This window comes from Shewanella jiangmenensis, assembly GCF_018596335.1.
GTDB classification, from domain to species: domain Bacteria; phylum Pseudomonadota; class Gammaproteobacteria; order Enterobacterales; family Shewanellaceae; genus Shewanella; species Shewanella jiangmenensis.
In genome coordinates this window covers 922,248-944,361 of the sequence record NZ_JAHEPS010000001.1, presented here as the reverse complement: position 1 = coordinate 944,361, position 22,114 = coordinate 922,248, and the positions used below count along the sequence as shown (strand labels likewise).

The window sequence follows — 22,114 nt, the reverse complement described above, 5'->3', positions numbered from 1 at the left end:
TTGCCATTTTTCAACTTTGCTGCCCGCCGTTGCCGGGGCGTTCTATACTGACTCTTGGCGCTGCATCTTGGTGTATTACTTAAGAAAATGCAGTCACTGGCGATGGTTTCAAGGAGTTGGCGGTGGCAAGGAACCACAGTTTTTACGGCATTATCTTACTGCTTGCATGTCTGTGCTCATCTGCCATGGGTGAGAATAAACCGCTGATTTTTATCAGCGCCCGCAATGACACAAATGCCGGATACCTGTGGCTTAAGTTGGTGTATGACGAGGCCTTCAGGCGGCTTGGGCGTCAATATCAGGTGGAAACCTTTCCGGATAAGCGCGGTGAGTTGCTGTTAAGTCAGGGCGAGGTGGATGGCGACCTTGCACGCTCTGAGCAATTTATCGAGCGAAATCCCAGTCTTATTCTGGTGCCGGTGGCCGTTGCCTGGACCAATTTTACCGCGTTCAGCGTAAAAGAGGGCTTGAAGCTGCAGCGGTGGGAAGACCTTACTGCCGATAACCTCAAAGTCGAGTATCGGCGCGGCGCGGCGTTGGCTGAGTCCCGTTTGGTTGCGATTATCAAGCCGGAAAACCTATCCATCGCCAATGATTGGGAAACCGGGATCCGCAAGCTGCTTGCCGGTCGCACCGATGTGTATGTGGATGCCGAAGTGGATGTGCTCTCGTTACTGGCGTCGGGCGCCTTTCCCGAAGGGCAGGTTAAAGTGGCGGGAGTGCTTGAAAAGGTGGATGGTTACCCTGTGCTGCATCCCAAAAATGCAGACCTTGCCAAACCGCTAGAGGCTGTGCTGCGCAGCATGGCAGACGAGGGGCTAATTGAGGTATATCGGCTGCAGGCGATGGCACAGGCAAGCCGTGTCCAATCCTCCAAGCCTTAGCTTAGGCTTTTGCTTTGCCCTTTCCCTTGCACATTGGCCATTGGTTTAGTTTTGCCTTTGACCTGAGTTAAAAAAGCGCGCTGTCGTGTCAGCGGCCCCTGCAATCCTGCAAACAATCATGCGAAAAGCAGCGCGCATTAAAACCGCGCGCATCAAAGCCGGGTTAAGCCCGGCTTTTGTATTTCTCCTGGTGCTGATGCGTTGCATACGTTGCCTGAGCAATGGATAAAGCGTCGTTACAGGCCGTTGCAGTTGGCGTAGTAGGTCACAGTTGCGGGCCAGTCGGAAAACACGCCAATCACGCCTATGTCTTTGGCGAGCACGTCCAAAAGCTCATATACCACGCCTTCGTTGCTGGTCACATCCTTGATGCTTTGATAGTACCAGCCGCCGCCAGCGCTTAAGTGGCCCGAGCGCTCAAGGGTCCAGGTGATGATATCCAGGCCGGCGGCGCGCGCCTCGGTGGCATAGGTTGATGGCACTATCTTGCCATCACCGCCGACCGTCACCAGCATCCACAGCGGCGGTGCAATGATTTGCACGCCGCTGGCTTTCAGCTCCGCCATGGTGGGTTGCCAGCTCGCTGCATTCATCGGGTCAAAGCCCGGCAAGGTCGTATCGCGCTCATCAAGATACACGGCCTGCTTGCCAAACTCCGGCGCGCTGGCAATCCAGTGTTTTACGTCCTCAAGATTAAAAGACTGGGGATAGACATTTTCCGCGCTTACGCCCGCCGCCTGGTATTCGGCCACCAGTTTGTCGGCATAGTCCTGCTGGCTCATGCCATCAAAGGGCATGGCAACCGAGGGCGCTTTCAGCTCTGGGGTCATCTTCACCCCGGCGGCTTTGAACATTTCAATCGATTGGGCATGGGTCATCAGGGTGCCGGTGGCAGAGTACAACTCGGTACGCCAGCTCGGGGTACCGGCAAGGTACTCGTTCACCGTGGTGGCCTTTGGATTGGCGCCATCCATCTTGCCTTTCAGGCTCATAAACTCCTCAAGACTAATATCACTGGTGCAGCACTCGGCCGACGCCGGAGTGCCGGTGGCTGCATCATAGGGGGTGAATGGCTTGCTGCACTTGGCGGCAAGCTCAGGCACGGCGAGGATATTGGTGGTGGTGTGCAGATCGCACTGGGAGTGGCGGCACACCAACTCCTTATCGGCGGTGAAGGTCACGTCGCATTCCACAACCCCTGCGCCTGAGTCGATGGCGGCCTGATAAGACTCGCGGGTATGCTCGGGAAACTGCATCGCGGCGCCGCGATGGCCAATCGAAAAGTCGCTGCGATAAAAGCGCATGCCGGCGCAGGACTGAAGTTTGGATTTAACCGGTCCATCACTCATTTGTGATATCAGATGCGCGGGGCGCACGCCTACTTCAGCGCTGGCCTTGGCCACCGGCGGCTTTGGTGTAACGGCTTCTTCGGTGGGCTTGTCGTTACTGTCGTTACAGCCGCTGAGCAGCGCGATTGGAAGCATGAGCAGCAGGGCAGCCGCCGAAGGAAAGGAACTGCGAGTCAACATATTGAATTACCTTGGATGAGTTAAGACGGCAACACAGTAACCGGTCAAGGTGACAGGGGCGCTACCTGCAAGTGACAAGCCCGTGACACTAAGATGACGAAGGCACACCCGGCGAATGGTCTGGCATTTGCCAGCGTTTTGGCTGCTGAGTTGTTCTGGCTGTCCTCGCTTTCGTCGGCGCTTTGGCTAAGAATTTGTTATGGCTGTCCTCGCTTTCGGGCTTTGGCTACGAATTTGTTATGGCTGTCCTCGCTTTCCTCGCTTTCGAGCGCCTTTGATGGTTTAGGGGCGGGTCAATCGCGGCCAATAAAAAAGCCCCGTTGAGGGGCTTTTTTGGGCGCTTTGCTTTCTATTACGCCTTGTTCTCGAATCTGTTTAGCGCTGGCGGGCTCACGGCAGGCGGGAGACTATGCGTACGCAGCGCTCTTGCAACTGGCGGGCTTCGAGCACGGCGCGCTTCATACCGCTTGAGAGTTTGGGGTCTGAATCGATGTAGCGGGTCAGGCTGTCGATGTCATCCTGGGTGCAGTTGCCGGGAATAATGGCTGCGGCGGCGCGGGAATACACCGGGCCTCGGCCATCGAGGGCGAGCAGCATACCGAGACGATCGTCTGTGCTGGCGCGGGCAAGCGCGCCTTGCTCGGGCTGATACAGGTTATCCATGGCGACTCTAAGCTTGGGGAAAGGCTCGCTGGCGGCGCCGATTTTGGCGAGCCACTGGCGCTTGATATTGCCATCGGGGCGCTGCAGTTTGGCGCGGATAGCCGCTTTCTGGCCACTGTCGCCGCTGTCTTTTTCAAGCTCATCACGGATGCGGCGCTCGGCGCCGAGGGCATCGAGGCGGTTGAGGCGGGCGATAATGTCCCAGCGTCTGTCCTGATCCACGTCCACGCCGCGCACCTTGGTTTCGCCATCAAGCAGCGCATTGAGGTGTTCTATGGCATCGCCGCCATAGGCCAAATCAATGTAGGCATCGAGCCACAGTCCCTGCAATTCTTTGTTGCCACGGCTTTCCATGGCGCGGCGCAGGCTCATTTGCGACAGGGCGCGCAGGCCCTTTTCGGCGAAGCTGCCTTTGCGTTTATCGCTGCTGTGCAGGTAGTAGGCGCTGGTTTTAAGCTTGCCGATGATTTGCTCGCTGATCTGCAGATCGTTTTCCAGCGGCGCGTTGATAAGCGCGGTGGCCACAAAGTCCTGCAGCGGCAGTTTGCCGTCAATCACGCTGTCCCACAGGCTTTGCCACAGCATGGCACGCAGCAGGGTATCGTCGGCTTGGCTTAACAGGCTGCGGGCGGTTTCAAACGAGCGCTGATCGAGGTTTACCTTTACATAACCCCAGTCCTGGAAGTTGGGGTACACCAGTTTGGGGCAGTCGCGGCCAACCAGCTCAGGCACTTCGGTGCGCGAACCTTTAAAGGTCACATCTACCACTCTGTCACGGTGCAGGCCATGGCTGCTGCCATCAAACAGTGCCACCCGCACTTTTTGCTCGCGCAGGGTCGGGTATTCCACCGGCGCACTTTGCAGCAGGGCAAAGCGGGTGATGATGCCGCCTTCACAGAGGTAATCGGCTTCGATGCTGTTTACGCCCGGTTGATACAGCCAGTCTTTGGTCCAACCCGACAAATCTTTGCCGGCTGCCTTACCCAGGCTGCCGATAAAGTCATCCAGGGTCGCGTTTTGATAGCTGAACTGTGTCAGGTAGTTGGACACGCCGCGGCGGAAAATTTCAGGCCCGAGCAGGTAGCTCAGCTGACGCAGGCTTGCGGCACCCTTTTGATAGGTGATGGCGTCAATGTTATCAAAGGCGTTGCCTGAGGTTGGCACCGGCACCTCAATCGGGTGGGTGGTCACCAGGCTGTCCAGCGTGTAGGCGCGCTGCTTGCCGCTGGCAAAAAAGCTTTGCCAGGCATGGGCAAACTCGGGAATTTCAGCCAGTGCCATGGTGCCCATCAAGGATGCGAAACTCTCGTTCAGCCACAGGCCATTCCACCACTTCATGGTGACCAGATCGCCAAACCACTGGTGCGCCATTTCGTGCATGATAACGCCGGCGAGGGACTGCTTTTGCGGCAGGCTCATCTCGCCACTGCTGACAAAACCGGACTCGGAGAAGGTAATGGCGGCGGCGTTTTCCATCGCGCCATACAGGAAGTCAGGCACCAGCAGCTGATCGTACTTTTTAAAGGGATAGGGAATGCCGAAGTAGCGCTCGAAGTAGGTAAGGCCCTGAGATGTATAGTTAAACCAGTCTTCAGGGTTAACCTTGTCGGCAATCGACTGGCGGGCAAAAAGGCGCATCGGATACTTGGCGCGGCTGTCCTGCCATACCTTGTAGGGGCCGGCATGGAGCGAGAAGTTGTACGGGCTCAGTTTCGGGGTTTCGGGGAAGTCCCACACCTTAAACAGGCCCTCGGGGCTGACATTGCTCTCGCGCATGGTGCTCACCACCTGCCATTCGGCCGGTGCTTTGACCTTGAGTTTGTAACTTGCCTTCAGATCGGGCTGGTCGAACACCGCAAACATCTGCTGGGCGGCGGCGGGTTCGAAATGGGAATACAGATAGATACGGCCATCGACCGGATCTTCAAAGCGGTGCAGGCCTTCGCCATTGGTGCTGTGGGCCCGAACAAAGCTCACTTCCACCCGGTTGCTGCCGCTGGAGAGCAGTTTGGCGTTAAGGGTGAGGTAACTGCCATTGTAGTTGGGGTACACCTTGGTGCCGTTGATCACCAGATTGGTGACCCGTGCCTGATTCAAATCCAGCGTCAGCGCTGAGCCTGCGTCGGATAAATCAAAGGTCACTATGCTGGTGGCGCTGAATTCGCGCTCGCCGGTAAGGTTAAAATCCAGCTCGTAGCTGACGTTGCTGACCCGCTCGGAGCGATGCTCGGCCTGGGTGGCGCTGATATAGGCGGTGCCATCGCGCATCAGCGGATTATGCCGGCCTGTGCTGGCGCACGAGGCCAGGGTGAGCGCGGCGACGGCCACCAGGACATGGCTTGAAAACTTCACGTAACTGCTTCCTTCAAATTGCCGCCTGAGCGGCTTGTATTTTTGGCGCCTAAATTACCCTATGGACGAGCGCAATGCCAGTCAGGAGCCCGACTGAGATCGCGCCAGATGCGCCTGAGCTATGCCGCTGACAAGAATAAGCGCGCAGCCGCCCCACTTTAGTGCCGACATGGGTTCGCTGAAGATAAAGAAGCCTGCCAGCACCACCACCAAAGGCTCAAGATAAGCGAGGGTGCCAAACACCTTGGCGGGCAACGCCGCTATCGCCTTGACCGCAAACAAAATAGCAATAAATCCCGGGAAGAACGCCGCCAGCAGCAGCCACAGCCAGTCTTGCCCCTCAGGCAGCGGTTCACTCCAGATAAAGGGCAGGGCGCACAGGGCGCCAACCATCAGCTGAACCAGGGTTTTGGCATAGGGGTCGACCGTTGCCGGAATTTTTTTATTCACCAGAATAAAGGCGCTGTAGGCCAGCAGACAGGCTATGGCAAAGCCAAGACCAACCGCCTCGGCGCCCTGGGTTTGCAGCCGGAACTCCTGCAGCATGGCAAAGCCGAAAAACGCCAGCAGTACCAACGCGAGGGACGCTTTGGTCAGCCGCTCATTAAACAGCAGATGGGCACCGATGGCGGCCACGGCGGGCGCAAGATACACCAGCATGATGGCCATCGACATCGGAATGGTTTCGATGGCCTTTAAAAAGCACAGAATAAAACTGCCAAGCAGCACACCGGCAACCAGAGTCGCCCAGTGCGGCCAGCCGCCAAGGCGACGCCAGCCGTTGCCCGGCAGTAAAAACAGCGCCAGCACCAGGGCGCCAAGGCCGAGACGATAAAAAGTGAGGGTGGCGGCATCCAGCTCGCCGAGGCGGGCGATAATGCCTATGGTGCCCATCAGGATGGCGGAGCAGGCGGCCATCAAATAAAAGCGGCTGTTCATGATTCGTGGCTAAGGATTAACAGTAAAGGATGTCAGGCGTGAGGGGCCAATGTAGCGGTTTGGTTAAGGGGCGGCAAGGGTCAGCCAAAAGACGGTTTTTGGAACCGGCTCAGGCTTTGGCATTTAATAGTCTGATATAAAAGCTGAAACAGCAAAGGAGGTGTTGGTAATGAAGCAAGCGATATTCGCAAAAGGTCAGGTGGCATTATTATTGGGGGCGGCGATGCTGCTCGGCGCCTGTACCGAGGCTCCCTCGACAAACGCTGCGTCAACAAGCGCCGCGTCGTCAGCAGCAGCGCCGTCAGCAAGCGCAGCGCCGGAGGCCAGCGAGTCTGGCAACACCATGGGGCAGAGCGCAACAAGAGAGGATGTGGGTATGGATTGTCTTCCGGGTGAAGGTTTGCCGGGCGGCTGGCATCGTCAGGGCGAGGTAACCGACGAAGCCCGCGCGGCGCTCGATTCGGTACTGTCGCAAATGAACAGCGCCGCCAAGCTTAAAAGTATCCGCGAAGTGCGCACCCAGGTGGTGGCCGGCATTAATTACGCCATTGAATTTGAAATGGATAATGGCGAAGTGTGGAACACTGTGGTGTACCGGGATTTAAAAGGCCAGCACAGCATGAAGCAGGTGGCAAAACAGGGAAACCTTAAACCCTTCTGCCCGCCCAAATAAGCGTTAGGCAAGCTGGCTGCTGCTTAGCTCAGCGCTCTTCGGGTAGGGCCAGCATGTCGCGGTATTTGCTGCGGATGGCATCGAGGGTGCCGTCTTCACTGATGTCGCGCAAACCCCGGTTGAAGTCGTCACGGATTTTCTCTGAGCGGAAGGCGAAGCGGTAATCTGTGGGGGGGAAGATGCAGTGCTCGTCTACGGGCGCCTGCGCATCAAAAAAGCCGGAATTGATTTCCTGCTTGCGGTAATAGCCGAAAATACTGCGCTCCATGATGATGACGTCGGTGCGACCTTTAAACAGCACATGCACCTGGTTGCGCTGGGCGGCAATTTCGCTGTAACTCTCCTGTGCGGCAATGGGTTTGAACTCATCGCCGAGCAGGCGTCCGGCCTGCTGAAAAGCTACCACGCTCTTGTCTTTAAGATCGGCTATGGAGCTGATGCTAAGCTTGCGGCCGGAAAGGCTGAAGGCGCAGTTCTGAAAGCGGATCACCACCTCGCTGTAGTACACGCCATCCAGTATGTGCGGCTGGGTGTTGATGATCCCGTCCAGTTTTCCGTCCTGTAATTCACGGAAGGTGCGCGCCAGTGGCTGGTAATGAATGGTAGCGCGGTGGCCGCTGCGGGCGAGGGCTTCGGTGAGAATATCGAGTTCCAGACCGCTGCTGTTGGCCTGAATGACATAGGGCGGAATGGCAAAACTTACCCCTATATCCAGGGTGTCCGCAGCGGCAGGTTGTATCAAGATGCTCAGGTTTGCGGCAATCAAGGTATTGATAAGGTGTAGTTTTCGTGTCATGGCAGCCTGTGATTCAGATTGAAAACCCGCGCCTTGGGATGTGGCTGTGGTGAGACTGATTTGAGTTTAGCTCACACTCAGGCGCGCTTCTTGTCTCCTCGTTAAAATCATTGCGTTAAAAAGATGAACCCGGCTCCTGTAAAAAGGCCAGCTCGTCGCTGCTTGATTGTCTTCCAAGAATTTGATTGCGATGGGGATATCGGCCAAAGCGGTCGATAATTGCCTTGTGGCGCAGCTCAAATTCAAGATTGCCCTTCGCCGCCGGCTGGCTGAAAAGTACCAGCGCCTGCTCGTGGATAAGCTGTGATTCGCTGTGCATATAAGGCATGTACAAAAAGGGCAACATGGGCGCGGGCAGCAGGGTGTCGATGCCTAGGGCGACGGCCTCCTGCGCCAACGCCAGTGCCATTGGGTCGGCCTCGAATGCGGCCGGGGTGTCTCGATGGATATTGCGGGAAAACTGATCCAGCACTATCACCTCGGCAAGCCGCCCCAAGGGCTCGGTACGCCACGGATAAAGCTCGGCTTTTTTGGCCGCAATCAGCCAGTCGCCGAAACGGCTCTGGATTGCTTTATCGAAGGCTTCATCCTTTTGCCACCAGTGTTTGGGGCTGATTTCTTCAAACCAAAAATCGATAACAGTTTGCCAGTGCATGTCGGTCATAGTGCGCTCCTAAATCCAGTTGCGGCGATCGGTGCGGGTGAGGCGTAAGCTGTGGTCGGCAATCGCCTTGGCATGTTCAAGCGGTACCCAGGGCAGGCGCTGCACCCCACTGGCAAGCCCAAGCTCAAGGGTGGCGAGCTTGTGTCTTCGCTGCCAGGGCGATTGATGCAGGCGAACGTGCTGCACCTTGCCAAGCGGGATCCGCACCAGCGTATGACCAAGCAGGCCGCTTCGAAGCCACAGCAGGTCGTTGCTGTGCTGATAGCCGTAATGGCGGTACCTGAGCCACAGGCCAAGGCTTGCGAGCAGGGCGCCGGTCAGGACAAGCTCGCCAATCAGGCTGCTTGTGGAAAGCAGGCTACTTGTGGAAACGAGGCTGCTCAGTGCAATCAATGCCGCGACGGCGACAACCAGCAGTGGAATAAGCTTGCGGTAAAACCAGGCCTTATGAATGGGGTTTAACGTGCTGATGGACGGCAGCGAGGCATCGCCGCCCGGCAGCGCCGCCAACTTAGCAAGAAGCGGCGCAAGCTCCGACTCTTTCAATGCTGGCACCAACATGGGCAGTTTGGCCACCCGCTCAACTTCGCTGCCTTTCACCTGATGAAAAAATACCGTCCAGCGGCCAATCAGCCGTGCCAGCGGTGGCTGATTGAATGCCACCAACTGCACCCGGCGCATGGCGGCTGCATCCTGCTGGTGGGCGATAATGCCGCCGCGCCGCTCAAGTGTCGGCTGCCGTTTTGCACTGCCTTCACTCTGTGGCCGATGCTGCGCGGTTGAATGCAGCAGGTGTAGCGCGTAAGGAAAGTATTTGAGCAGCGCAAACAGCACCGACAGCAGACTGAGGGCAAGGTAGCCTGCTGCGATGAGTGCGAGACTCAGCATCGCAAGTAGCAGCGGCCCCTTGGATTGCCACTGGGATGCGGCCTCAAATCCGAGCCGTTCGATAATTTCATGCAGCGGGATTTGCCCCAGCAGGGAGCCTGCAAATACCGCAAGCCAAATCAGGTTGTTATGGTACAGGCCAAAGATCACCAGCTCCCGGGCGCTGCGGTGGATAACCTGGATGTCGTCGCGGCGCTCCGATGTTTTGGCTGATGCGCCTTGGGCTTTTGTTGATGCGCCGGATGCTTTTGCTGATGCTTCGGCCAAGCCTTGTGCGGATGTGGCATCTGAGGCCGCTGCTGATGTTGAAGCCGATGTTGAGGCTGAGGTCGCCACTGATGTTGCGCCCTGCATCGCGTCAGCGGCGTGGCGGCCTTCGCCAAGCAGATGGGATTTGAGTTCCTGCGCCCGCTCAAGGCTCATGGCTGCAATGCTCACTTCACTGTCGCTGGAGCCGGCGGTTTCAATCACCAGAGTGCAAAGGTTCAGCGGCTTGAAATAAAACGGCTGGTCGAGGCGGATATTCTGAATTTTATCCAGCGGCAGCTCGTCGCGCCGGACAAATACAAGGCCCCGGCGCACCTCAAGCTTGTTATCCAGCGCCCTGAATCTGAAGGTAAAATACTGCACCAGACCATTGATGATAATCCCAAGCAGCACGGCGGAAATCACCAGCAGCATAAGTGGTGAGTCAAAGCCCTTTTTCCAGCCGGTGTAGACGATTGGCACCACGGCATAGCCCTGCATCAGCAGCTGTTTACTGGCCGAGAGGGTAAAACTCAGCACCGACCAGCGCGACAGCTGTTGCCATTGGTCGCTGTGGGGCGGCTCCTGGCCCTCTGGCATTTCCAACACTGGCCGGTTATCTGTGCTTTGCTGCTGATTGGGGCTCATGCGTCCTGCGCTCCGGCTTTGCCAAGCAGATGGCTTCGCAGCGCTTCAGCGGTTGCCTCGGCCAGACCGGCAATTTCAATTTCAGCCGTGCCGCTGCCGGCGCTGAAACATTCGATTCGCGCCAATCCGAAACGGCGCTCCAGCGGCCCCTGGGACAGAGTAACGTGCTGAATACGGCTGTAGGGAAGGGCGGTACGGCTTTGCCACCAGATCCCTTTCTGACTGATGATTTCAAGCTCGGTGACGCCATACCCCAGATGCGCGACATGGCGACGACACAGATACACAGCGGCAAGGCACAGGAGTAAAACGATAGCCGGCACGCCCCACAGCAGCTGGTGCAAGCCATCGCGCCACAGCAGTACCGACAGGCCAAGTACGAGTGCTGCTATCGGCACTGTCACCATAATGCTCAGCATCTTGGCGTAGGATTTCTCAACCCTTTGCAGTGCGGGCAGCTCAAATACGCTCCAGTGGCCCGGCTCCAGCAGCCTGTAGGCGGCGCTGTGGTCGAGATCTTGTTCCTGCATTGGGTTTATCCATGTCGAATTGTGGTGCATTTTGGCAATATAGCAGTGAAAACTTATATAAATCCATAGCCTTGCCACATGTCTATCCTGCTGTGGTGTTAACTGCGTGCCTCTTGGTAAGCGGCGCAAATTCAAGTAATTTGGTGAAAAATCTGTCAGGAGTTCGCCATGCCCCACACCGGAGATGTCAGCAAGCAGCACAAGGCATTTTTACGCAAGTTGTATCTGGCTCATCTTATGGATGATGAGCGGCATAATTTATTGTCCTTAAGCAAACTCACCGGCATGCCAAGGCGCACCTTACAGGACGCTATTGCCAGTTTTGGCGATATCGGCATTGAGGTTGAGTTTGTGCAGGACGGCGAGCGCCATAACGCCGGTTACTACCGCATTCGCACCTGGGGGCCCATCAGCAGCGCCTGGATGGATACCCATCTCGATGAAGTCAAAGCCATTCTCGGAGGCGAGGCGTGATAACACAAACCGGCGGGCTGGATGAAAGCCTGTGGGCGGCAACCCTTGGCGAGGCGATGACGCCAAGGCCCATGCTTGAGGGCGATATCGAGGCCGACGTTTGTATTCTTGGCGCCGGTTATTCGGGGCTGTGGAGCGCGTATTTTCTTAAAAGCGTCAATCCGTCGCTTAAGGTGGTGGTGCTGGAAGCGGCCATGGCGGGCGAAGGCGCGTCCGGTCGCAATGGCGGCTGGTTTATGGGCAGTTTTGGCGGCGATACAGACTATCTGGCGATGCTGGATGGCGAGCGGCGTTCCCGCGCCAAGGCGCTTATCACCGGCACTGTGGCGAAGGGCGAGCGCTTACTTGCGAGCCTTGGCATTGACTGCGACTTTCACCATGGCGGCAATTTACATGTGGCGGCGCGCTACCCGCAGCAGCTTAAACGGTTAACGGCCGAGCTTGAGCATTTTCGCGCCGCTGGTTTTGATGAGGCCGACATCCGCTGGCTTGAGGCCGATGAGGCGAGCGCGGCGCTGAATCTTCCGGATACCCGCGCCGCTATTTTTACTCCCCACTGCGCGCGGGTGCAGCCGCTCAAACTCGTCAGGGGCCTTGCCCGCGCCGTTGAGGCGCTTGGGGTTGAACTCTTTGAGCAAAGCGCCGCGATGGCTGTCAGCAGTAAACCCGGCGAGCACAAAGTGACTACCGCCCACGGCTCGGTGAAGGCGCCTGTGCTGGTGTCGGCGCTTGAAGGTTATCAGCGCCTTTTGGGGCTTGATGGCCACACCAGTCTGCCGGTTTTCAGCGTGCTTTGTGCCACCGAGCCGTTAAGCGACGCGCAGTGGCAAAACATTGGCCTTGACGGCAGGCAGACCTTTGCTGATGCATCACGGCTTATCACCTATGGCCAGCGCAGTCAGGATGGGCGGCTGGTGTTTGGTGCCCGCGGCGGTTATGGCTTTGGCGGCGCAGTCAAAACCCGTTTTGGTTTTCAGCCACGGCGCATAGGCGAGCCGCCCATGGGCGATATTTTTGACCTTCGAAGTGAGCTGCTCAGCGCCTTTTTCCCCGCCCTCAAAGGGGTTGAACTGACCCATGGCTGGGGCGGCTGCCTTGCACTGTCGCGCCGATTCAGACCCCACGCAATTTTTGACAGCAGCACTGGCCTTGGTTTTATCGGCGGCTATGGCGGTGAAGGTGTTGGCGCGAGCATGCTGTTTGGCGAAACCCTGGCAAGCCTGATTGCGAACCCCGACTCTGAGCTTGCAGGTATGCCCTGGGCCTATCAGGGAAAAATCACTGAAATCCTAAGGCGCTGGGAGTCTGAGCCCTGGCCCTGGCTTGGCTACAGCAGCAGTGGTGCGCTCTATCGCGCCGAAGAAAGACTGCTGGTTAGCCGCCCCCAAAGTAAACTCACGGCGGGGGTATCCAAACTTGCCGATGCCCTCGAAGCCTTTATGAGCCGGACCGATTAAGGGCACCGGACTCCTTAAGCCATAACGCCAGCGCGGCCACGCTGGCATCGACCGCCGCCTGATGTCTGGCGGCCACAAATGACTGGTAATCCGGGGTACATTGCTTGCCGTTAAAGACAAAGTCCCCCTCTTTATCAAAGGGTTTTAACGCCTGGTTATAGCCCGAAAAATACCTGTGGCCTATGTTCTGACGCCAGAATATCCCCCACGGCTCACCGCAGCCCTGAATCGGCGCATCGAGGGCGCTCAGGGTCTGGCGCGAGGTGGTCTCTCTCAGCGTGTCAAACGCCTCGGCCAAAGGTGCAGTTTCATCGTTTACATCAGCTATAACGGCTGGGCAAGGCGCATCGAACTTATCGCCGAGCTTAACGCCGACCTTAACTCCGACGACCGGCCATTTATCTATGGGGTCGCTGATAAGAAACAAGCCGCGGTGGCGCCAGCCAAGGTAGCGGATAAGCGGCGCAAATTCCCCTTTCCAGGCGATAATTTTCGGGCCGTGGTACACAGGCGTCGTGTGCGCCGGCACAGTCACATCCTGAATTAGATGAAGCAGCGCGCCAAGGTAATAACCCTTGTGGCCGTTATCGGCAGTGGCAAGCCCGGTTTGCCCCGCCTGCCAAAGCCGTGCCATCGACATATCCGTTTTGCCCGACAGCCGCTCGGCGTCCGAGGTTTTATCCGGATGATAAAAATGCCAGTTATGAACTCTGACCTTCATCGGATAAAGCGCGTTGGCATGAATGCTGTCCATCAGGCTATCCGGCAGTTTAGCCGCGCCCTTGTCCATGGCGAGGTTACCCGCCATCACCTGCTGTTTAAGCTCGGCGCTCAGCGGCATCTTGCACTTTTCCAGCACCTCAAAGGCGGCCTGAGTCAGCTTGCGGTGTCCTTCGTTTGGCTCATACGCCAGCGCCGCAGAGCTTAAAAAGGTCAGCGGCAACAGCGCGGCAAAGAGATTACAGGTCAGCGGCCCAGCGCGATTATGTATCCGGCGGGGCAGGGAAAAGAGAGAGTGGTTCACATCGACATCCGTTTCTGTGTGTTTGGTAGACTCTAGCTAAACCCCTAATTCAGCGCCAATAGTTATTACATTTCGATTTCGTTCAACACTGCATTTCTTTCAAAAAAGCCGATCCTTTAGAACAGCAGCGTTCGGCCATCGTCGGCCACAAAGCGGCTTGGCTGATAATGCCATACCGCATTGATTTGCTCAGGCGTCAGGCACGCTTTCGGGCCGCCGCTGAGTTTGAGCCTGCCATTATCGAGAATATGAATGCCATCGCAGTATTCGGCAGCAAGATTGAGGCAGTGCAGCACGGCCACTACGATAAAATTACGCTCGCGGGCGAGGTTTCGTGCAAGCTGCAGTACCCTGTGCTGGTGGGCGAGATCCAGCGCTGAGGTGGGTTCATCCAGCAGCAGAATGCCCCTGTCGGTTTGACTCAGCTGCAGCAGCACCCGCGCCAGTTGCACCCGCTGACGCTCACCGCCGGAGAGCTTACCGTAGTCGCGCTCCTCAAAGCCATTAAGCCCCACCTGCGCCAGGCAGTGGCTGACTTCAGCGGCAATGGCCTGGCTTGAGAGTGACAGCGGAAAGGCGCCCATGGCCACCACTTCGGCGACCTGAAACGGAAAGTCGAGTTTGGCATGCTGGGGCAGCACCCCCAGCCGACAGGCAAGCTCCTGGCGCGACCACAGATTAAGCGCAATCCCATCGAGTTCTATCTTGCCAGTGGCCGGGGTAAGCTCGCGGCACAGCAGTTTAAGCAAGGTGGATTTACCGGCGCCATTGGGGCCAAGCAGGCCATACACCTTGCCCTGCTCAAGGGTGAAATCAATGGCGCTAAGCACTGGTCGGCTCGGCATGCCAAAGCCGAGTTCGGTGATTTTCAGCATAAAAGCATCCTTAAGTAACAGCGCTTTAACCCAGCTTATGCCGCTGTTTAATGAGCAAAAACACAAAAAATGGCGCGCCAAGCAGCGCTGTAACCAGCCCTACCGGCATTTCGGCGGGGGCGATTAGGCTTCGGGCAAGAATATCCGCCAGCGCCAGCAGCAATGCGCCTGCCAGCGCGCTTTGCACCAGCAGCTTGTGATGGGCCGCGCCGCTTACCATCCGCACCAGATGCGGTACCACCAGACCGATAAAGCCGATGATGCCGGTGGCCGCCACCGCAATACCGACCCCGAGGGCGCAGAGTATGACCAGTCGCCGCTTCAGGCCCTGGGTGTCTATGCCCAAATGGCGCGCTTCACTTTCGCCAAGCAGCAGCGCATCGAGCGAGCGGGCATCACGGCGAAACAGCACAAAGAGTCCCAGCGCCGCAGCGAGGCTCAGCAAGGTGTAGGGCCAGGTGGCACCGGCGATGGCGCCCATCTGCCACAGGCTTAAGTCCCTAAGCGCCGTGTCGCTGGCGATGTAGTTTAAAAGGCCGATGCCGGCACCGGCGAGTGCGGCAATCGCGACTCCGGCAAGCAGCAGCAGCGGCACCGAGGTGCTGCCGTTGTGGCTGGCAAGACGGTAGATAAGCACTGTGGTGCCAAGTCCAAACACAAAGGCACTGACGGGCACGGCAAAGGTTGGCGCGGCCGGTAGCAGCACCAGACAAACGGCTGCGCCCAAGGCGGCGCCGGACGACACGCCGATTATTCCGGGGTCTGCCAGCGGATTACGAAACAGCCCCTGCATCACGGCGCCGCACATGGCCAGCAAGGCACCTGTGGCCATGGCAAGCAGGGTGCGCGGCAGGCGCACATTCTCGATGATGAGTCGCTCATGGGGCGCAAGGGTGCTGAGGTTTGCGGGCGTGAGCGTATCAAGCAAACTGCCGAGCGCCTGCAGCGGGTCTATGCTGAGCGGGCCTGTGCTGATAGAGAGCAGGCTGCAAAGAGTCAGCAGCAGCAAAAGGCAAGGCACAGCGAGCCTTTGCTGCTTAGAGGTAACTGCGCGTTGCATCTCAGTTTTCCGGCGCAAACTGAGCTTGCAGGGCTTCGGCTGCCGAGATGGCGCCAAGGCCGACACCGCCAATCAGCGCTGCACCAGGCAGTACCTGAATCGCGCCTTTTTTACCCGCAGGCGTGTGGGCAAGAAGGGGAATTTGCTCCAGCACTTTGTCGGCGCTGAGCTCGGCCTCGCCGCGGTTTGCCACCAAAATCAGCTCAGGAGCCATTACCAAAAGACCTTCGGCCGACACATCACGGTAGCCTTCGAAATCGGCGATGTTGCTGACGCCCGCCAGGGTGATGATGCTGTCGGCGGCGGTGCCTTTGCCGCCAACACGGGCCGGACGGCCGGACTGCATCAGCACAAACAGCACCTTACCTGACACTTTCTGTTGTTTAAGCTTGGTGAGCCTTTGCTCTACGTCGCTCGCAAGCGCTGCAGCTTTCTGTTCCTGATTAAGGTGCTTACCCAAGGCGTGAATATTGGCCTTCAGTTCGTCGCTGCCGCTTGCGGTTGGCAGTACCAGTACCTCGACCCCCGCTTGCCTGAGGGTATCCAGTGTGGTTTTGGGGCCCATGGCATCGGAGCCGACCAGCAGATCCGGGCCAAGGGCGAGAATGCCTTCACTGCCAAGCTGGCGGTGGTAGCCGACCTTGGGCAAGTTAGCGAGTTTGGCTGGCAGGCTGCTGGTCACATCCACCGCTGCCAGTTTAGCCGCGCCATCGAGGGCGAGGATAAGCTCAGTGACGCCAGCCCCGGCGCTGACGATGCGCTCGGCGGCCATAGCCTGCGGCGCAGAAATCATAAACAGCCCGCACAGGGCAACGAGAGAGTGGCGAATAGGTGACATAAAACCTCCGGAAAAAAGTCCGGTTATTTTTGATCAAAATCAAGCTAAATAACAATGCAAATGATAACAATTATTATTTGATCTCATTTCAACAGTCGGATATTGTGCTTACGAAATTTGGGCATCGGTTGGAAACAAGGCCGATCTCAGGACATTCGTGGAGTGAATTTAATGCACAAATCCCCCCTGAACCTGGCGATTTTGGCGGTGCTGGTGAATGGCGCTGCCATGGCAGCCGACACGGCTTATGGCAACACCACTGGCAGCAGCACGTCTGAAACCAGTCAAGCTGGATCCATTCAAGCAGGATCCAGTAAAGCGCAATCCTCTGAAGCTATTGCCGAATTACCCCTGCATGTGGTTACGGCCACCCGCACCGAGGCGGCGGTCGAAGACACTGGCCGCAGTATTGCTGTGGTCGATACCGAGAAGTTGGCCGAGCTGCAAAGTGCGTCGGTGGCGCAGACCCTCGCGGGTGAGGCCAATATCGAGATAAGCAACGGCCCCCGCGCCAGCAGTCAAGGGGTTGCCATTCGCGGTCTGTCAGGCAGCCGTGTGCTGCAAACTATTGATGGCGCGCGGCAAAATGTGTCGGCTGGCCACCGTGGCAGCTTCTTTATCGACCCTGAGCTTTTATCCTCGGTGGAAGTGGTGCGCGGCGCTGCGTCAAGTCTGTGGGGCAGCGCCGCCATCGGCGGCGTGGTGGCGATGAATACCAGATCAGTGGAAGAGCTGTTGGATGAAGGCGACAACTTTGGCGCTTACCTTAAGCAAGGCTTTGAAACCAATGGTGATGCTATGCGCTCCTCCGGTGGTGTCTATGGCCGCGGTGGGTCGCTCGACTGGCTTTTGAGCGGCAGCTATCGCGACAGTGACGACATCGACATTGGCGGCGGCGAAGCACTGGCTCACAGTGCTTCACGCAGCGATAACGCCCTGGCAAGGCTTGGCTGGGCATTGTCCGATGGACAGCGGCTGGAGCTCAGCGCCCGCTCGAGTGACATCAGCGAGCTGGTGCCAAGCAATCCGGCGGTCGCCCAGAGCCGCTCGGTGCCGCTGGTTCGCCGTAGCACCGAAGACAGCAACCTTAACCTTAAGTATCGCCTCGCCCCCGAGCAGCGCGACTGGCTGGATCTGACCGCTCAGCTGTATCAAAACCAGAGCCGTTATCAGGAGCACAGAGTCAGCCGCAATCAGTTTGATGACACCGATTACGACACCCTTGGCCTGAGTGTGGTGAACAAAAGCGACTTCGGCCAAAGCCCGATTGGCGCTCTGACTTTGCTTCTTGGCGCCGACGGCTACCGCGACCGCATTCAAACCGTGCGCGATGCCAATGGGCAGCCCGGGCAGCGCCCCGACAATATCGACGGTGAAACTCAGGTATTTGGCGTGTTTTCGTCGGCAAGCCTCAGCTTTGCTGAAAACTGGGTGGCCGAAGCCGGAGTTCGCTACGACAGCTACGACAACGAAAGCAACAACCTTGACCGTTCGGCGTCGGACAATGCCCTGAGCCCAAGCTTTGGACTTATCTGGCAGGCAGAGCCCTGGCTTACCCTGAGTGGCCGCTACGATGAAGCGTTCCGTGCGCCGAGCGTGGAAGAAATGTACTCGAGCGGCAGCCATTACTGCATTCCACCGATCCCGGGATTCCTGCCTCGCGGGCTTTGTAACCAGTTTCAGGTGAATGAAAACCTGCGTCCCGAGCAGGCCAAAAACAAAGAGTTGAAGGCGGATTTGCAGTTCAGCAATCTTGCCGGTGACGATGAGTTGCTGCTTAGCGCGAGCGTGTTTCGCAATGACATCGACGACTTTATCGTGCAGCGGGTCACAGACCCTCTGATGGGCATTCCGGGGCTTGAACAGTACACCCGCTGGGATAACGTGACTGCTGCCCGCCTTACCGGCTTTGAGCTTGAAGGCAGCTACCGCTACGGCGCGACCCTGTTTGGATTCAGCTACGGCGAAACCCGCGGCAAAGACAAGCTCGATGGCAGCTATATCGAAGGCATGCCGGCCAACAAACTCAAGCTCGATTTGTCCCGCGCCATCATGGACGGCGACATGAAACTGGGCAGCCGTTATCTGTACGTGGCGATTCAGGACGAGGTGCCGGCTGGCCACAGTGTCGGCAGTTACGATGATTATGGCCTGTGGGATCTGTACCTGAGCTGGCAGCCGCAGGCGGGCACGCTCAGCGGTACGCGGGTGGATTTTGCCATCGAAAACGTGGGTGACGAGCAGTATCGCCGCGCCTGGCAAACCCTGTATGAGCCGGGTCGCAACTTCAAGCTCTCCCTTGGCTACCGTTTCTGAGGAATAACAGATGGATACACAAATCCAGCCGCAAGCCGACGTAATTGCCACGGCGCAGACCGGGCCGCAGCCATGCCGTCAGGCAAGTATCGAGGCGCTGTTTGCCCAAACGCCTGAGCTGAGCTTTGCCGAGGCGGCCCGCACCCTCGGCGTCAGTGAGCTTGCTGTGCTAAGGGCCATGCCGCCAGCCATGGTGGCCTGGTATCCCCTCGGTCGCCCCGACGCCGTAACCGGCTTATTGACTGAGCTTGCCGGCTGGGGGCCTTTGACTGCCATCATTCAGGTAGCAGGTAACGTGTTTGAATTTAAAGGACCTTTCCCCCTAGGTAAGCCTGCCCATGGCTATTACAACCTTATCCAGAAAGGTGAGGGGATTGATGGCCATATCAAGCCGGATTCCTTTGCTGCGCTTGCGCTGGTCAGTCGGCCGATGCGGGGACGGGACAGCCATCATTTTTGTTTTTTTGCCGCCGATGGCTCGGTAGTGTTCAAGTTGTTTTTGGGGCGTGACAAGGCCGGTGCCTTGCTGACCGGGCAGCTTGAATCGTTTATGCAGCTGCGCGCCACACTCGCAGCGAAGGAGGAATAACAGTGGACCATACCCAACAAGACGAGCGTTTGAGAGAGCGGCTGCTGCCGGAAATCGAAGCTTTCAAACACAGCCGCAAAACCCTGCAACTGGCGACCCGCGACAGCGACGGTACGCCCAATGCCAGCTATTCGCCCTTTGCGCTGACGTCTGACGGCTTTTACATTCTGGTCAGCGATCTGGCGCGCCACGGCCAAAACCTCAAGCAAAGCAGCAAGGTATCGGCCATGCTGCTGGAAGATGAGTCTGAGGCCAAAACCGTGTTCGCCCGCCGCCGACTGACCTTTGATGTGACCGCCGAGGCCGTAGGCCGCGACAGCGCTGAATTTAACGCCGCAGTCGATGCGCTGGCGCAGCGCTTTGGCGACATGCCCCGCGGCCTTGCCGGGCTTGCCGATTTTAATCTTTACCGGCTCACGCCGACCCGCGGCCTGTATGTCAAAGGCTTCGGTCAGGCCTTTGCGCTCTCTGGCAGCGAGATGCTGGATATTCGCTGGCAAAAGGATGGCCATCAGGGCGATGCCGATGCCGTTAAAAGCCAAAGCGCTTAACGGCTGAGTGCTTAAGGCCAGCTCGTACCGACCTCGGCATTTGCCCATTGGCAGGCCGAGGTTGTTTTTTATCCGGCCTGCCCACATATTGCTTCCACATCCCCTCTTAATTATCCCGGAGTCCGCCGTGCCGGATGCATCCCTGGTGTCGGCCGCAGTCGCTGACACGTCCAAGGTCGTGGCCAAGCCCAAAGTGCTTGGCTGGATTGGCAGTTTTCTGCGCCCTTATAAGCGAAGAGTCGCGGCAGCGCTGCTGTGTTTACTCATTGGCTCAGTTGCCTGGCTTGCCCTCGGGCAGGGGGTAAAACTGATTGTTGATGAAGGCTTTGTCGCCGGCGATGCCGAGCGGCTCAATCAATTGGTGTGGGTGCTCATCGGCATTGCGGCCATCAGCTCCAGCGCCGTATTCTGCCGCTTTTATCTGATGAGCTGGCTTGGTGAGCGGGTCAGCAATGATATCCGCGCCCGGGTGTACGATAACCTGTTGACCCTGCCGCCAACCTTTTACGCCAAACTGCGCACCGGCGAAGTGATTTCCCGCTTTACCGCTGACTCCACCTTGCTGCAAACCGTGATTGGCTCGAGTTTTTCCATGGCGCTGCGCTCGTTTGTGTCTGTGCTCGGCGGCATAGTGATGATGGCTATTACCAGCCTCAAACTCACCGCGCTGGTGCTGGTGGCCGTGCCGGCGGTGTTGGTGCCGATATTGCTTTTTGGCCGCAAGGTGCGGGCGCTGTCCCGCGACAGTCAGGACAGGGTGGCGGACCTTGGCGCTTATATCGATGAAAGCCTGCATGAAATCCATACGGTGCAGTCGTACACCCACGAGCAGGTTGACCGCGACAAGTTCGGTGGTCTGCTCGGCAAGGTGCTTGGCAGCGCCGGCCGGCGGATCCAGTTTCGGGCGCTGCTGATTGCCGGAGTGATGTTTTTAACCATAGCCGCCATTGCGCTGATGATTTGGGTTGGCGCAAGGGATGTGATGAGCGGCGCCATCAGCGCAGGTGAACTGTCGGCCTTCTTGTTTTATGCCCTGTTGGTGGCCGGAGCCACTGCCACCATCAGCGAAGTGATAGGAGATGTGCAGCGCGCAAGCGGCGCCGCCGAGCGCCTGAAAGAGCTATCGGAGGCAAAAAGCGATATTCCTTTGCCGCTAAGCCCCGTGCCTATGCCGGCAAAGGTTGCGGGTGATATTCGTATCGAATCGCTCAGTTTCAGCTATCCCGGCAGCCAAACCAAAGCACTTGATAATATTTCGCTGCACATTCGCCCCGGCGAAAAAGTGGCGTTGGTGGGTGAAAGCGGCGCCGGTAAAAGCACGCTGTTTCAGCTCCTTGGCCGCTTTTATGCGCCGGACAGTGGCGCTGTGTATCTCGACAATATCGACATTGCCGATGTCGATATTCACTCGCTTCGGCGCGCCTTTGCATTGGTGCCGCAGGAGTCGGTGATTTTTGCTGATTCGGTGCTGGAGAACGTGCGCTACGGCAAGGTTGACGCCACCTTCGACGAGGTGAAAGCCGCCTGTATTGCCGCCCGAGCCCACGAGTTTATTGAGGCGATGCCCGAGGGTTACGACAGTTATTTGGGTGAGCGTGGGGTTAAGCTCTCCGGCGGCCAAAAGCAGCGCATCGCCATAGCCCGCGCGATCCTCGCAGGCCGCCCTGTGCTGCTGCTCGATGAAGCGACCAGTGCGCTGGATGCAGTGAGCGAGCGCTACGTCAAAGAAGCGCTCGATACCCTCATCATGGGCCGCACCAGCCTTATCATCGCCCACCGGCTGGCAACTGTGATAAACGCCGACCGAATTCTGGTGATGGATAAGGGCAAAATTATCGCCGAAGGCAGCCATGCAGCGCTTCTGGAAACCAGCCCTCAGTACCGCGAGTTCGCCAGCCTGCAGCTGCTTAACGAGAGCTGAGGCGGTTTGGCAGCTTCGCCCTTTTTCCCTCATCTACCACCAATGAGCAGCGGCTGGCGCTGCTCGCTCCTTGGTGTTTACAGGGCTCACTCCTGCGTCTAAACGACTCATTCCTGCGTCTAAACGACTCATTCCTGCATCTAAACGGCTCATTTTTTTGCGTTTACACGGCTTGGCTGCGCTGTCGCGGAGCGGGA

At 57.8% G+C, this 22,114-nt stretch carries 19 protein-coding genes; 8 read left to right on the top strand and 11 right to left on the bottom strand.

All coding sequences use genetic code 11. The annotated features are described in order from the left end of the window. Positions 1-122: 122 nt before the first annotated feature. Positions 123-884 (top strand): type 2 periplasmic-binding domain-containing protein, encoded by a 762-nt coding sequence (locus KJI95_RS04195; protein ID WP_214505888.1) that lies wholly within the window; start codon positions 123-125, stop codon positions 882-884. 236 nt (positions 885-1,120) lie between these two features. Here KJI95_RS04195 and KJI95_RS04190 read toward each other — a convergent pair whose 3' ends face one another. From KJI95_RS04190 to KJI95_RS04180, 3 genes are all read right to left on the bottom strand, one after another. Next, positions 1,121-2,413: a glycerophosphodiester phosphodiesterase family protein gene (locus KJI95_RS04190; RefSeq protein ID WP_214505887.1), complete on the bottom strand. Its 1,293-nt coding sequence runs from the start codon at positions 2,411-2,413 to the stop codon at positions 1,121-1,123. A gap of 390 nt (positions 2,414-2,803) precedes the next feature. After that, complete coding sequence (gene pepN / locus KJI95_RS04185) at positions 2,804-5,428, bottom strand: aminopeptidase N (protein WP_349356700.1); 2,625 nt, start codon at positions 5,426-5,428, stop codon at positions 2,804-2,806. Between the two features lie 81 nt (positions 5,429-5,509). Then, positions 5,510-6,367 carry a DMT family transporter gene (locus KJI95_RS04180; RefSeq protein WP_214505886.1) on the bottom strand — a complete coding sequence of 286 codons (858 nt, stop codon included), beginning with the start codon at positions 6,365-6,367 and terminating at the stop codon, positions 5,510-5,512. Between the two features lie 169 nt (positions 6,368-6,536). Between KJI95_RS04180 and KJI95_RS04175 the strand changes: the two genes are divergently transcribed. After that, positions 6,537-7,040 (top strand): cystatin domain-containing protein, encoded by a 504-nt coding sequence (locus KJI95_RS04175; RefSeq protein ID WP_214505885.1) that lies wholly within the window; start codon positions 6,537-6,539, stop codon positions 7,038-7,040. 28 nt (positions 7,041-7,068) lie between these two features. On the opposite strand, the gene KJI95_RS04170 is transcribed toward KJI95_RS04175, so the two are convergent. The 4 genes from KJI95_RS04170 to KJI95_RS04155 all read right to left on the bottom strand — a co-directional run bounded on the left by KJI95_RS04170 (position 7,069) and on the right by KJI95_RS04155 (position 10,812). After that, positions 7,069-7,836: a substrate-binding periplasmic protein gene (locus KJI95_RS04170; protein ID WP_214505884.1), complete on the bottom strand. Its 768-nt coding sequence runs from the start codon at positions 7,834-7,836 to the stop codon at positions 7,069-7,071. A 115-nt stretch (positions 7,837-7,951) separates the two neighbouring features. Beyond that, the gene (locus KJI95_RS04165; RefSeq protein ID WP_214505883.1) at positions 7,952-8,500 is read right to left on the bottom strand and encodes a DUF924 family protein; all 549 of its coding nucleotides are present in this window, start codon (positions 8,498-8,500) and stop codon (positions 7,952-7,954) included. Between the two features lie 9 nt (positions 8,501-8,509). Beyond that, on the bottom strand, positions 8,510-10,282 hold the full coding sequence (locus KJI95_RS04160; RefSeq protein WP_214505882.1) for a PH domain-containing protein: 1,773 nt from the start codon (positions 10,280-10,282) through the stop codon (positions 8,510-8,512). Continuing rightward, positions 10,279-10,812, bottom strand: a complete 534-nt coding sequence (locus tag KJI95_RS04155; RefSeq protein ID WP_250885561.1) for a PH domain-containing protein — start codon at positions 10,810-10,812, stop codon at positions 10,279-10,281. Before KJI95_RS04155 ends, KJI95_RS04160 begins: the two co-directional genes overlap by 4 nt. A 168-nt stretch (positions 10,813-10,980) precedes the next feature. Between KJI95_RS04155 and KJI95_RS04150 the strand changes: the two genes are divergently transcribed. Together KJI95_RS04150 and KJI95_RS04145 are read left to right on the top strand one after the other, a co-directional pair. Then, complete coding sequence (locus KJI95_RS04150) at positions 10,981-11,286, top strand: winged helix-turn-helix domain-containing protein (protein WP_214505881.1); 306 nt, start codon at positions 10,981-10,983, stop codon at positions 11,284-11,286. After that, positions 11,283-12,743 carry an NAD(P)/FAD-dependent oxidoreductase gene (locus KJI95_RS04145; RefSeq protein ID WP_349356699.1) on the top strand — a complete coding sequence of 487 codons (1,461 nt, stop codon included), beginning with the start codon at positions 11,283-11,285 and terminating at the stop codon, positions 12,741-12,743. Before KJI95_RS04150 ends, KJI95_RS04145 begins: the two co-directional genes overlap by 4 nt. Here KJI95_RS04145 and KJI95_RS04140 read toward each other — a convergent pair. The 4 genes from KJI95_RS04140 to KJI95_RS04125 form a co-directional block, all read right to left on the bottom strand. Beyond that, complete coding sequence (locus KJI95_RS04140) at positions 12,724-13,767, bottom strand: phospholipase C/P1 nuclease family protein (RefSeq protein WP_214505880.1); 1,044 nt, start codon at positions 13,765-13,767, stop codon at positions 12,724-12,726. The two genes, KJI95_RS04145 and KJI95_RS04140, sit on opposite strands and share 20 nt — an antisense overlap. Positions 13,768-13,883: 116 nt before the next feature. Then, on the bottom strand, positions 13,884-14,642 hold the full coding sequence (locus KJI95_RS04135) for a heme ABC transporter ATP-binding protein (protein WP_214505879.1): 759 nt from the start codon (positions 14,640-14,642) through the stop codon (positions 13,884-13,886). Between the two features lie 25 nt (positions 14,643-14,667). Next, entirely contained in the window at positions 14,668-15,702 is a 1,035-nt protein-coding gene (locus tag KJI95_RS04130; RefSeq protein ID WP_214505878.1) for a FecCD family ABC transporter permease, read from the bottom strand. A 1-nt stretch (position 15,703) separates the two neighbouring features. Continuing rightward, positions 15,704-16,540 carry a heme/hemin ABC transporter substrate-binding protein gene (locus KJI95_RS04125; RefSeq protein ID WP_214505877.1) on the bottom strand — a complete coding sequence of 279 codons (837 nt, stop codon included), beginning with the start codon at positions 16,538-16,540 and terminating at the stop codon, positions 15,704-15,706. Positions 16,541-16,711: 171 nt separating this feature from the next. Between KJI95_RS04125 and KJI95_RS04120 the strand changes: the two genes are divergently transcribed. From KJI95_RS04120 to KJI95_RS04105, 4 genes are all read left to right on the top strand, one after another. Beyond that, complete coding sequence (locus KJI95_RS04120) at positions 16,712-18,856, top strand: TonB-dependent hemoglobin/transferrin/lactoferrin family receptor (protein WP_250885560.1); 2,145 nt, start codon at positions 16,712-16,714, stop codon at positions 18,854-18,856. A gap of 10 nt (positions 18,857-18,866) precedes the next feature. Next, complete coding sequence (gene hutX / locus KJI95_RS04115; protein ID WP_214505876.1) at positions 18,867-19,445, top strand: heme utilization cystosolic carrier protein HutX; 579 nt, start codon at positions 18,867-18,869, stop codon at positions 19,443-19,445. 2 nt (positions 19,446-19,447) lie between these two features. Next, complete coding sequence (gene hutZ, locus KJI95_RS04110) at positions 19,448-19,996, top strand: heme utilization protein HutZ (RefSeq protein WP_432653774.1); 549 nt, start codon at positions 19,448-19,450, stop codon at positions 19,994-19,996. 127 nt (positions 19,997-20,123) lie between these two features. Continuing rightward, the gene (locus tag KJI95_RS04105; RefSeq protein WP_349356698.1) at positions 20,124-21,917 is read left to right on the top strand and encodes an ABC transporter transmembrane domain-containing protein; all 1,794 of its coding nucleotides are present in this window, start codon (positions 20,124-20,126) and stop codon (positions 21,915-21,917) included. The last annotated feature ends 197 nt before the right edge of the window (positions 21,918-22,114 follow it).

Coding starts and splice junctions, on each gene's coding strand:
- KJI95_RS04175 (WP_214505885.1), top strand. CDS start 6,537: ATGAAGCAAGCGATATTCGCAAAAGGTCAGGTGGCATTATTATTGGGG.
- KJI95_RS04180 (WP_214505886.1), bottom strand. CDS start 6,367: ATGAACAGCCGCTTTTATTTGATGGCCGCCTGCTCCGCCATCCTGATG.
- KJI95_RS04165 (WP_214505883.1), bottom strand. CDS start 8,500: ATGACCGACATGCACTGGCAAACTGTTATCGATTTTTGGTTTGAAGAA.
- KJI95_RS04160 (WP_214505882.1), bottom strand. CDS start 10,282: ATGAGCCCCAATCAGCAGCAAAGCACAGATAACCGGCCAGTGTTGGAA.
- KJI95_RS04130 (WP_214505878.1), bottom strand. CDS start 15,702: ATGCAACGCGCAGTTACCTCTAAGCAGCAAAGGCTCGCTGTGCCTTGC.
- KJI95_RS04150 (WP_214505881.1), top strand. CDS start 10,981: ATGCCCCACACCGGAGATGTCAGCAAGCAGCACAAGGCATTTTTACGC.
- hutX (WP_214505876.1), top strand. CDS start 18,867: ATGGATACACAAATCCAGCCGCAAGCCGACGTAATTGCCACGGCGCAG.
- KJI95_RS04125 (WP_214505877.1), bottom strand. CDS start 16,540: ATGTCACCTATTCGCCACTCTCTCGTTGCCCTGTGCGGGCTGTTTATG.
- KJI95_RS04135 (WP_214505879.1), bottom strand. CDS start 14,642: ATGCTGAAAATCACCGAACTCGGCTTTGGCATGCCGAGCCGACCAGTG.
- KJI95_RS04170 (WP_214505884.1), bottom strand. CDS start 7,836: ATGACACGAAAACTACACCTTATCAATACCTTGATTGCCGCAAACCTG.
- KJI95_RS04120 (WP_250885560.1), top strand. CDS start 16,712: ATGCACAAATCCCCCCTGAACCTGGCGATTTTGGCGGTGCTGGTGAAT.
- KJI95_RS04190 (WP_214505887.1), bottom strand. CDS start 2,413: ATGTTGACTCGCAGTTCCTTTCCTTCGGCGGCTGCCCTGCTGCTCATG.
- KJI95_RS04155 (WP_250885561.1), bottom strand. CDS start 10,812: ATGCAGGAACAAGATCTCGACCACAGCGCCGCCTACAGGCTGCTGGAG.